The 10,527-nt window shown below is 62.8% G+C and carries 8 protein-coding genes; 6 read left to right on the top strand and 2 right to left on the bottom strand.

Annotated features, from left to right (window positions below; translation table 11 throughout):
* Nucleotides 1-497: 497 nt before the first annotated feature.
* On the bottom strand, nucleotides 498-2,783 hold the full coding sequence (metE, locus tag ACXRVY_RS09475) for a 5-methyltetrahydropteroyltriglutamate--homocysteine S-methyltransferase (RefSeq protein WP_458237296.1): 2,286 nt from the start codon (nucleotides 2,781-2,783) through the stop codon (nucleotides 498-500).
* A gap of 218 nt (nucleotides 2,784-3,001) precedes the next feature.
* Nucleotides 3,002-5,230: a TonB-dependent hemoglobin/transferrin/lactoferrin family receptor gene (locus tag ACXRVY_RS09470; protein WP_458237295.1), complete on the bottom strand. Its 2,229-nt coding sequence runs from the start codon at nucleotides 5,228-5,230 to the stop codon at nucleotides 3,002-3,004.
* Between the two features lie 244 nt (nucleotides 5,231-5,474).
* Between ACXRVY_RS09470 and ACXRVY_RS09465 the strand changes: the two genes are divergently transcribed.
* The 6 genes from ACXRVY_RS09465 to ACXRVY_RS09440 form a co-directional block, all read left to right on the top strand.
* On the top strand, nucleotides 5,475-6,260 hold the full coding sequence (locus ACXRVY_RS09465) for a TonB family protein (RefSeq protein ID WP_457266140.1): 786 nt from the start codon (nucleotides 5,475-5,477) through the stop codon (nucleotides 6,258-6,260).
* A gap of 17 nt (nucleotides 6,261-6,277) precedes the next feature.
* Nucleotides 6,278-7,348 (top strand): hemin-degrading factor, encoded by a 1,071-nt coding sequence (locus ACXRVY_RS09460; protein ID WP_223463011.1) that lies wholly within the window; start codon nucleotides 6,278-6,280, stop codon nucleotides 7,346-7,348.
* A gap of 12 nt (nucleotides 7,349-7,360) precedes the next feature.
* Nucleotides 7,361-8,251: a heme/hemin ABC transporter substrate-binding protein gene (locus ACXRVY_RS09455; RefSeq protein WP_223463012.1), complete on the top strand. Its 891-nt coding sequence runs from the start codon at nucleotides 7,361-7,363 to the stop codon at nucleotides 8,249-8,251.
* 50 nt (nucleotides 8,252-8,301) lie between these two features.
* On the top strand, nucleotides 8,302-9,285 hold the full coding sequence (locus ACXRVY_RS09450) for a FecCD family ABC transporter permease (protein WP_223463068.1): 984 nt from the start codon (nucleotides 8,302-8,304) through the stop codon (nucleotides 9,283-9,285).
* On the top strand, nucleotides 9,285-10,052 hold the full coding sequence (locus ACXRVY_RS09445) for a heme ABC transporter ATP-binding protein (protein WP_458237294.1): 768 nt from the start codon (nucleotides 9,285-9,287) through the stop codon (nucleotides 10,050-10,052). Before ACXRVY_RS09450 ends, ACXRVY_RS09445 begins: the two co-directional genes overlap by 1 nt.
* 51 nt (nucleotides 10,053-10,103) lie before the next feature.
* On the top strand, nucleotides 10,104-10,527 hold a 424-nt coding region (locus tag ACXRVY_RS09440; RefSeq protein WP_458237293.1), incomplete at its 3' end, for a ChaN family lipoprotein.

The raw sequence follows: 10,527 nt of genomic DNA, 5'->3' as shown, positions 1-10,527 counted from the left end.
AGCGAGCTTGCTCGCGATGAGGCCGGCACATTCGACATCGATGTCGCCTGACACACCGCCTTCGCGGGCAAGCCCGCTCCCACAGGTTCAGTGGTTGTACGCAAAATCTGSGAACTACCCCAAATCATTGTGGGAGCGAGCTTGCTCGCGATGAGGCCGGCACATTCGACATCGATGTCGCCTGACACACCGYCTTCGCGGGCAAGCCCGCTCCCACAGGTTCAGTGGCTGTGCGCAACATCTGCGAACTAACCAAATCATTGTGGGAGCGAGCTTGCTCGCGATGAGGCCGGCACATTCAGCATGTTCGTTGACTGACACACCGCTTTCGCGAGCAGGTTCAGCGGCTGCACACAAAATCTGCGAGCGACCCAAATCACCTGTGGGAGCGAGCTTGCTCGCGATGAGGCCGGCACATTCAAGATCAATGTCGCCTGACACTCCGTCATCGCGAGCAGGCTCGCTCCTACAGGTTCCGTGGTGCACCTAATACAGCGTCAGGCCCATTCTTTACGCAGTTGACGCGCCGCATTGACCATGTGCACCAGCGCCGCTTCGGTTTCCGGCCAGCCGCGGGTTTTCAGGCCGCAGTCCGGGTTGACCCACAGGCGATCGGCGGGAATGCGCTTGGCAGCCTTGCGCAGCAGGTTGGCCATTTCCGCGGAGTCCGGCACCCGTGGCGAGTGGATGTCGTACACGCCCGGGCCGATTTCGTTGGGGTAAGCGAAGGCTTCGAACGCATCCAGCAGTTCCATGTCCGAGCGCGAGGTTTCGATGGTGATCACGTCCGCATCCATCGCCGCGATGGACTCGATCACATCATTGAATTCGCTGTAGCACATGTGGGTGTGGATCTGGGTTTCGTCACGTACGCCGCAGGCGCACAGGCGGAACACTTCGGTCGCCCAGTCCAGGTAGTGCTGCCACTGCGCCCGACGCAACGGCAAGCCTTCGCGGAACGCGGCTTCGTCGATCTGCACGATCTTGATCCCGGCGGCTTCCAGGTCCACCACTTCGTCGCGAATCGCCAGGGCCAGTTGGCGGGCCTGCACTTCGCGGCTCACGTCTTCACGCGGGAACGACCACATCAGCATGGTCACGGGACCGGTCAGCATGCCCTTCATCACTTTGTCGGTGAGGCCTTGGGCATAGCGGATCCACTCCACGGTCATGGCGTTCGGACGGCTCAGGTCGCCGAAGATCACCGCCGGTTTCACACAGCGCGAACCGTAGCTCTGGACCCAGCCGAAACGGGTGAACACGTAGCCGTCGAGTTGCTCGGCGAAGTACTCGACCATGTCGTTGCGCTCGGCTTCACCGTGCACCAGCACGTCCAGGCCCAGGTGTTCCTGCACTTGCACGGCGTGACGGATCTCGCTGTGCATCGCTTCGGTGTATTCGGCTTCGGTCAGCTTGCCTTGCTTGAACGACTGGCGAGCCAGGCGGATCGACGCGGTTTGCGGGAACGAACCGATGGTGGTGGTCGGGAACAGCGGCAGGTTCAGACCGGCGCGTTGCTTGGCGATACGCTGGGCAAACGGCGAATGACGCTGGCTGTCCTTGGCGGTGATCGCGGCAACACGTGCCTGCACGGCCGGTTTGTGGATGCGCGGCGACGCAGCACGGCTGGCCTGCACGGCACGGCTTCGATTCAGCGCTTCAAGCACTTTCGGCGCTTCCGACTGGTTGACCGCCTGAGCCAGTACCGCCACTTCTTCGCACTTCTGCACGGCAAACGCCAGCCAGCTTTTCAGTTCGGCATCGAGCTTGTCTTCACGCCCCAGGTCAACCGGGCTGTGCAGCAGCGAGCAGGATGGCGCAACCCACAGGCGATCCCCCAGACGCTCGTGAGCATACTGCAACGTGGCCAGGGCGTTTTCCAGGTCGCAGCGCCAGACGTTGCGGCCGTTGACCACGCCCRGCGACAGCACTTTGTAGGCCGGCAGGCGGTCGAGGATGGTCGGGAACTGCTCAGGTGCGCGCACCAGATCGATGTGCRGACCGTCCACCGGCAGGTTGGCGGCCAGGCCCAGGTTCTCTTCCAGACCGCCGAAGTAAGTGGCAACCAGCTTCTTCAGCGGGTCACGCTGAATCAGGTTGTAGGCGCGTTCAAAGGCGTTTTTCCAGTCTTGCGGCAGGTCGAGGACCAGGATCGGCTCGTCGATTTGTACCCACTCGACGCCTTGTGCCGCCAGGCGCTGGAAGATCTGGCCGTACAGCGGCAACAGGCGATCCAGCAGCTCCAGCTTGTCGAATTCGGCGCCCTTGGCCTTGCCCAGCCACAGGTAAGTCAACGGGCCGATGATGACGGGCTTGACGTTGTGCCCCAGTGCGCGGGCTTCTTCGACTTCTTCGAACAGCTKATCCCAACCGAGCTGGAATTGTTGATCGGCGCTGAATTCAGGGACGAGGTAGTGATAGTTGGTATCGAACCACTTGGTCATTTCCTGGGCGTGCGCGCCGCGGCAGTTGTCGCTCACACCGCGCGCCATGCCGAACAGGGTATGCAGGCTGGCCTTGCCGTCGTGCGGGCGGAAACGCTCGGGGATTACACCGAACATCAACGAGTGGGTCAGGACCTGGTCGTACCAGGCGAAGTCGCCGACCGGCAACAGCTCGATCCCGGCCTTTTTCTGCAAATTCCAGTGGGTCTTGCGCAGGTCGYGGCCCACGGCGCGCAGACCGGCTTCGTCGAGCTCGCCCTTCCAGAACGCCTCTTGAGCCTTTTTCAGTTCGCGGTCGCGACCAATGCGCGGAAATCCAAGGGAATGGGCCAATGCCATGACAATAAAAACTCCATCTGGTTAATGGAGCCATTGTCGGTAGTTGGGCCCTGGTGAGACAAACTCATTTTTATCGTGATGATCACGAGTTTCATTCATGGAGATGAGAAAAAGTTTTACACCGCAAAAATATGTGGCGAGGGAACTTGCTCCCTCGCCACGGATCACGCCAGCTTATGAACAACTGCTACCGGCTGTTGCAGATCAGCTCCCRCCCATCAGATTTCCCAGATCAGGTTGACCGCCGCATAACGCCCTGGCTGAGTCAGACGATCAAGCCCTGCCGCGTTCTCGTCGCGGCCCTGCACGTCACCCCAGTTCCAGTACTTTTTGTCGGTCACGTTGAACAGACCGCCATTGACCGACACTTCCTGGGTCACCTGCCACCAGGCCGTCAGGTCGAGCGTGCCGTAGCCCGGGGTTTCGAACTGACGGTTGATCAGAAGGTCGGCATCGCCGCTGTGGTCGACGCGGTCCTTGGCCTGAACCAGAGTCCACATGACCTGGCCGCCGTACACGCCGCTCGGTGCATCGTAGGCCAGGCCCATGACGGCCTTGAGCGGGTCGACACTGTTGAGCGCCTCGCCGGTGTCTTCGTCCTTGCCACGGGCATAGGCAATCGAGCCCAGCGCGCGGGTGCCGGCCGGCATGAAGGCATCCAGCTTGACGTCACCCTTGGCTTCGGCACCACGAATGGTGACCTTGCTCAGGTTGCGCGACTGGAAGGTCAGCGGGATGTCGCTGGTCGGATCAACAAAACTGACAGTGTCGATGAAGTCCTTGTACTTGTTGTAGAACAGCGCAATACCAAAGCTTCCCAGGTCGTAGCGACCACGCAGACCGGTCTCGAAGCTGTCGCTGGTTTCCGCCTTGAGGTTCGGGTTGCCGATTTGCTTGTAGCCGACCTGCGGGTTGCTGAACTCACCGAACATGTTGACCGGGTTAGGTGCGCGGAAACCGGCGGCGTACTGGCCGTACAGGCTTTCGTGCTCGGTCAGCTGATAGGTCACGCCGAATTTCGGCGAGATGTGATCGTCGGTGATGCGCGACGGATCGGTTTCCGACGGCAGGCCATTCAGGAACTCCTGAGTGACGTGCGGGGTCTGGCGGTAGTAGTCGTAGCGCAGGCCCGGCAACAGGGTCCAGCGGCCGATCTCGATGCTGTCCTGCACGAACAGGCCCAGGGATTCGCTGGTCGGATCCGGGAAGTCGCTGACCGGGAAATTCTCCGAGGCCGGTACGGTGGCGCCGGTGTCCAGGCGAACCTCTTTACCGGTACGCAGGTTGCTCGAGTCGATGCGCTTGACTTCACCACCGTAGATCAAATGGTGCCTGGTGTCGGCAATCGCGAACTGTTTGTCGAGCTGGGCATTCAGGCTCCACAAGCGTTCATCGTAAGACGACTGGCGGGTGCGCACGCGGTTGACCCCCGAGGCGGTCTGACGCTGCTGGAAGGTATCCTGGTCGTTGCTGCTTTCCTGATAGTTCAACTGCCATTGCAGTTTGTCGGCCATCGCGCTGTCCAGGCTCAGGGTGTGCGCCAGGCTGTAGCGGGTACGGTCGATGCTGTCTTTGGAAGTGGAGCCGAGAATCGCCGGGCTCATGCCCGTGGCGCGGGGAACGATGTCGCTCAGCAGGTTGCTGTCGGCGTCGTCCTGATAACGCTCGTAAGTGAATTGCAGGCGGTCGCCTTCAGCGTAGTCCCAGCCCAGTTTGGCCAGCACGTTTTCAGTGGTGTAGTCGAGCGGATTGGCTTCTTCACGGTTGACGCCGACACCACCGACGCTGCCAGCGGTATCCGTGGACTGACCGTCACGACGACCCAGGTGCAACAGGCCATCGACAGTCCCGGTACGGCCGGCGAAGGTGGCGCTGCGCTGCCAACTGTCATCGCTGCCGTCATAACCGGTCTTGAAGCGTGCGTAGGCGTCGTCGCCGTCTTCGAGGTAGTCAGCGGCGTCCTTGGTCAGGTAGCTGACCGCACCACCGATGGCGTCGCTGCCGTACAGCGAAGACGCCGGGCCGCGGATGATTTCCACCTGCTTGATGGTATCGAGGTCGACGTAGTTGCTGCGCACGTCCTGGAACGGGCTGAAAGCGTTGCTCTGCGGCACGCGCACGCCGTCGACCTGGGTCAGGACCCGATTGCCGTCGATACCGCGGATGTTCGCCCCGGACAGACCGAAACGGCTACCGGTGCCGCTCACCGAAACACCCGGCTCATAACGCACCAGATCCTTGAGGTCCTTGTCGTTCTGCTGATCGATTTCACGCTCGCTGTGCACCGACACGGTACTCGGCACCTGCAGCAGGGTCTGCTCGGTGCGGGTGGCGGTCACGCTGAYGGTATCGAACTGAGTAACGGGTTCGGCGGCAAAAACCAGCGAAGGTGAGAGCAGCAGCAAGGCGAGCCAGGGACGCATGGCGAATGGCGGGCGGATCGACATCTGACTTTTACTCCTGAGAGTCTGACAGCGGTCACGTGCATGCAGGGTGCTGAAGGGGATCTGCATGGGTGACGGCAACTGCCCGGCGTGTGTTTGATTTTTTTGTGAACAAAGCGCTCGGCCCTTTCTCTTGAAGGGATGTATACAAAACGCTTTTCGGCAGCGGCGGCGAAGATAACCAGCTTGACTTGTAAATGCAAATTATTATCATGTGCATTATATTTTAAAGCTGGAACGAGTGTGCATGAAGCACTTCTGGGGTTGTCTGGGGTTATCGATTGCGCTGCATTTGAGCGCCGGATGGCTCGTTCGCGAGATTCAGGCCGCGCCAGAACCTTTGGCCTTTCAGCCGCCGATGGCCATTCAAGTGGTCACCCTGGCGCCGATTGCGGTGCCCGCCCCTGCCCCACCGCAGCCCGTCCGCGCGCCAACGTCAACATCAGCGCCAGCACCAACGCCGGTGAAGGAACCGGCGACAACAAAGGCTGAACCCGCAACGCCCGCGCCAACACCGGTCAAGCCACTGCCGGTCAGCACCCAGCCGTCCATCGTCAAGGCTGCGAGCAAACCGCAACCGGCTCCCAAATCCCAGGCCGATCCACGTCGCGCCGAACCGCTTGAGTTGCCGTTCACCGTGGCGAAAAACCCACCGGCACCGGCAGCGCCCCCCGCCGCCGTACCCGCACAGAACACCCACCCGGCCACGCCGGTCGCTGCTGCCCCGGCCCCCATGCTCTCTCCGGTGGTCAGCCTGCGCCCGACCTTCGTCACCCCGCCCCCCGCGCCTCGCTACCCCACCACTGCACGTCGCCGAAACCAGCAGGGCGTGGTGCGGGTCGAGGTGCGCCTGGATGAACGCGGCCAGCAACTCAAGCTGACGCTGGTGCGTTCTTCCGGGGTGGAAAGCCTTGACCAGGCTGCACTCGAAGCCGTCACCACCTGGCGTTTTCGCCCCGAAATTGTCGACGGCCGGGCCGTGCCCAGCCGCGTAGAGATACCAATAGAATTCGCCCTCACGGCGAACCGTTGACCCTGAAGGAGCTTCACATGACTGCACAAACGTCCGCCCTGCCAACCAGCCCGGCCCTGTACCAGACCTGGCAACAGCTACGCGCCGAACAACCGGGCCTGCGCGCCCGCGACGCCGCCGCCAGACTGGGCGTCAGCGAGGCCGAGCTGACCGCCAGCCGCCTGGGCACCGACACCGTGCGCCTGCGCCCGGAGTGGAAAGAGCTGCTGCCAGCCCTCGGCGAACTGGGCACCATCATGGCCCTGACCCGCAACGAACATTGCGTACACGAACGCAAGGGCGTGTACAGCGAAGTGACGGTGATGGGCAGCGGTCAGATGGGCATGGTGCTGTCGCCGGACATCGACCTGCGCCTGTTCCTCAGCGGTTGGGCCAGCGTGTTCGCCGTCGATGAGACCACCGCGCGCGGTCCGCAGCGCAGCATCCAGGTGTTCGACCGTCAGGGCCTGGCCGTGCACAAGGTCTACCTGACCGCCACCAGCTTCGATGCCGTCTGGGCGCCGTTGGTCCAGCGTTTCCGTGCTGAAGAACAAACGGCCGAACTGAACCTGCAACCGCTGCCGCAAGCCAAGGCACCGCGTGCCGATGACGAAGTCGATGTAGACACCCTGCGTAGCGAATGGTCGCAGCTCAAGGACACCCACGACTTCTTCTTGCTGCTCAAGCGCAATGACGTGGCGCGCACCCAGGCCTTGCGCCTGGCCGGTCACGAGTGGGCCGAACCTCTGGCCACCGTCGAGCTGACCCGCGTCATTGAAGAAGCGGGCAAGCGTGAAGTGCCGATCATGGTGTTCGTGGGCAACAAGCACTGCATCCAGATCCACTCCGGCCCCGTCAGCAACCTGCGCTGGATGGACACCTGGTTCAACGTGCTCGACCCGATGTTCAACCTGCACCTGAAAACCACTGGCGTGACCGAACTGTGGCGTGTGCGCAAGCCAAGCGTCGATGGCATCATCACCAGTTACGAAGGTTTCGATGCCGAAGGAGAGCTGGTCATCCAGTTGTTCGGCGTGCGCAAGCCGGGCATCCCTGAGCGTGACGACTGGCGTGCCCTGGCTGAAACCGCCACCCCTCTGATCGGCTAAGGAATAGTTCCGATGCGTATGAAAACACTGCTGGCCTGTGCCAGCGTGCTCGTCAGCCAGATGGCCGTCGCCGATGCCCTGCCCCAGCGCTGGGTCAGTGCCGGTGGTGCGTTCAGCGAATGGGTGGTTGCCCTGGGCGGCGAAAGCAAACTGGTGGGTGTCGACAGCACCAGCCTGTACCCGCAATCGCTGCGCAGCCTGCCGGGCGTCGGCTACCAGCGTGCGCTGGCGGCCGAAGGGATCCTGGCCCTGAAGCCGGACATTCTGGTGGGCAGCAACGAAATGGGCCCGCCACCGGTACTGGAGCAACTCAAGGCGGCCGGCGTGCGCATTGAATTGCTGTCGGCCAAGGCCGACGTGCCGGCCCTGCAACACAACCTGACCGAGCTGGGGCAACTGCTGGGTAAGGAAACTGAGGCGCAAGCGCTGATGGGCGGTTACCTCAAGCGCCTGCAAACCCAGGCCGATTGGGTCAAGCTGGCGCAGCAACAGCAACAGCAACCGGCTCCCCGGGTGCTGATGCTGCTCAGCCACTCCGGTGGCAACCTGCAAATGGCGGGCAAAAACACCCTGGCCGCCTGGATGATTCAACAGGCCGGAGGCAAAAGCCTGGGTGAGCACAACGGCTACAAACCGGTCTCCAGTGAAGCCATGCTGAGCCTGGACCCGCAAGTAATCATCTTTGCCGGTGGTCGTCTGGAGGGTGATGCGGCGCGTAAAGCCTTGCTGGAACAGAACCCGATCCTGGCGCAAACCCAGGCCGGTCGAAATGGCCGGGTGGTGGTGATCGACCCGACGCTTCTGGTCGGAGGCCTTGGCCCGCGTGTACCGGATGCACTGACGCGTCTTTCCACGGCGTTCTACCCGGACGCCAAAGCGCAGACTGCCGGGACCAACCCATGACGGCCATTTTTCGGCCGCGTCCGACGTTGATCTTTTTGCTGCTGTTGCTGGTGCTGGTGTTCTGGTTGTCCCTGGCCCTCGGGCCGGTCAGCCTGCCCCTGGGCGATACCTTGCTGGCCGGGATGCGCCTGCTGGGGTTGCCGCTTGACGGTGGCGACACGCAGCAGGCGGAGTTGATCCTCGGTCAGATTCGTTTGCCGCGCAGTCTGCTCGGCATCGCCGTCGGTTCAGTACTGGCGCTGTCCGGCGTGGCGATGCAGGGGTTGTTCCGCAACCCCTTGGCGGACCCGGGTCTGGTCGGTGTTTCCGGTGGCGCGGCACTCGGTGCCGCCCTCGCCATCGTCGGCGGCAGTCTGCTCGGTGGCATGCCAGCGGCCATCGAACCTTATCTGCTGTCGGTCAGCGCCTTCGCCGGTGGCTTGATCGTCACGGCGGTGGTGTATCGCTTTGGTCGCCGCAACGGGCAAACCGACGTTGCCACCATGCTCCTGGCGGGTGTGGCAATGACGGCCATGGCCGGTGCCGGGGTTGGTCTGTTCACCTACCTGGCTGATGATGCGACCTTGCGTACCCTGACCTTCTGGAACCTGGGCAGCCTCAATGGCGCCAGCTACCCGCGCTTGTGGCCGTTGCTGATCGTCACCGTGGGCGTGGCATTGTGGTTGCCACGTCGCGCGGCAGCACTCAATGCCATGTTGCTGGGTGAGTCGGAGGCCCGTCACCTTGGCTTCGACATCGAGCGGATCAAGCTGGAGCTGGTGTTGTGCACCGCCCTTGGCGTCGGTGCCGCTGTAGCGGCGGCCGGCCTGATCGGTTTTATCGGTCTGGTGGTGCCGCACCTGATGCGCCTGCTGGTCGGCCCGGATCACCGGGTGTTGCTGCCCGCCTCGTTGCTGGCCGGTGCCAGCCTGCTGTTGCTGGCTGATCTGGCGGCGCGCCTGCTGTTGGCGCCAGCCGAATTGCCCATCGGCATCGTGACCGCACTGATCGGCGCTCCGTTCTTTCTATATCTGTTGGTGCGAGGGCGTTCCTGATGCTGCAGGCAAACAACTTGCTGGTACGTCGTGGCAACCGCACGGTACTGGCAAACATCGATATCGAGTTGCGCCCTGGTGAAGTACTGGGTGTGCTGGGACCGAATGGCGCCGGCAAAAGCACCCTGCTCGCTGCCTTGTGTGGTGAGCTGGCGTCCAGTGAAGGCAGGGTCAGCCTCGACGAGCGTCCGCTCGCCGACTGGCCGGGTCAGGAACGGGCCAAACGCCTGGCGGTGCTGCCGCAGAGTTCGAGCCTGAACTTTGCGTTCTCGGTCAATCAAGTCGTCGGCATGGGTCGCTTGCCTCACGCCAGCGGCCGCGTGMGCGATGACGAAATCGTCGCCGAGGCGCTCAAAGCCGCCGACGCCCTTCATCTTGCCGGACGCAGCTACCTGGCCCTGTCCGGCGGTGAACGCCAGCGCGTGCATCTGGCGCGGGTGCTCGCTCAGCTCTGGCCGGGTGCCGAAGGGCAGACCCTGCTGCTCGATGAGCCGACGTCGATGCTCGATCCGCTGCATCAGCACACCATTTTGCAAGCCGTGCGCGACTTCGCCGAGCGCGGCGCTGCCGTGCTGGTGATCCTGCACGACCTCAACCTGGCCGCACGTTACTGCGATCAACTACTGTTGTTGCAACAGGGTCTGCCCCACGCCTATGGTCCACCGGCAGAGGTGCTGACCGCCGAGGCGCTGGCAGCGGTGTATGGGCTGGAAGTGCTGATTCACCAGCATCCGGAACGCGGTCACCCTTTGATCATCGCGCGCTGATACCACCCCTCCTCCGTCATCGAGGGGGCACCTGTCCAATAAGGAAAACCGATGCGCTTTCTGTTGCTCTGTGCATTCAGCCTGTTGGCTGCCTGCCAAACCCATCAGGCCACACCACTGCCGGCGCCGATCGCTCCGCAAGGGCGTGATCACGCCGACCTCGGGGTCATCCGTGAACTCGCCACGGGCCGTACGCTGACGCCGCAAGAACTGGTCGAACGCCTGGCCCGTGTGCCTCGGGTATTGGTCGGCGAACAGCACGACAACCCTGACCACCACGCCCTGCAATTGTGGCTGCTGCGCGAACTGGCGGCGCAACGTCCGCAAGGTAGTTTGTTGATGGAGATGCTCAATCCCGATCAACAGGCCAGGGTCGATGCCGCGCAAGCCGCGACCCGCGCGGGCCAGCCACCGGCCGATGCGTTCACGACGCTGGCCTGGCAGGCCAATTGGGACTGGAGCGTCTATGGCGCAC

It is taken from the genome of Pseudomonas sp. P5_A2_2, from assembly GCF_054177685.1.
Note: the sequence above shows the minus strand (reverse complement) of the source record. Positions and strands in the feature narration are given on the sequence as shown.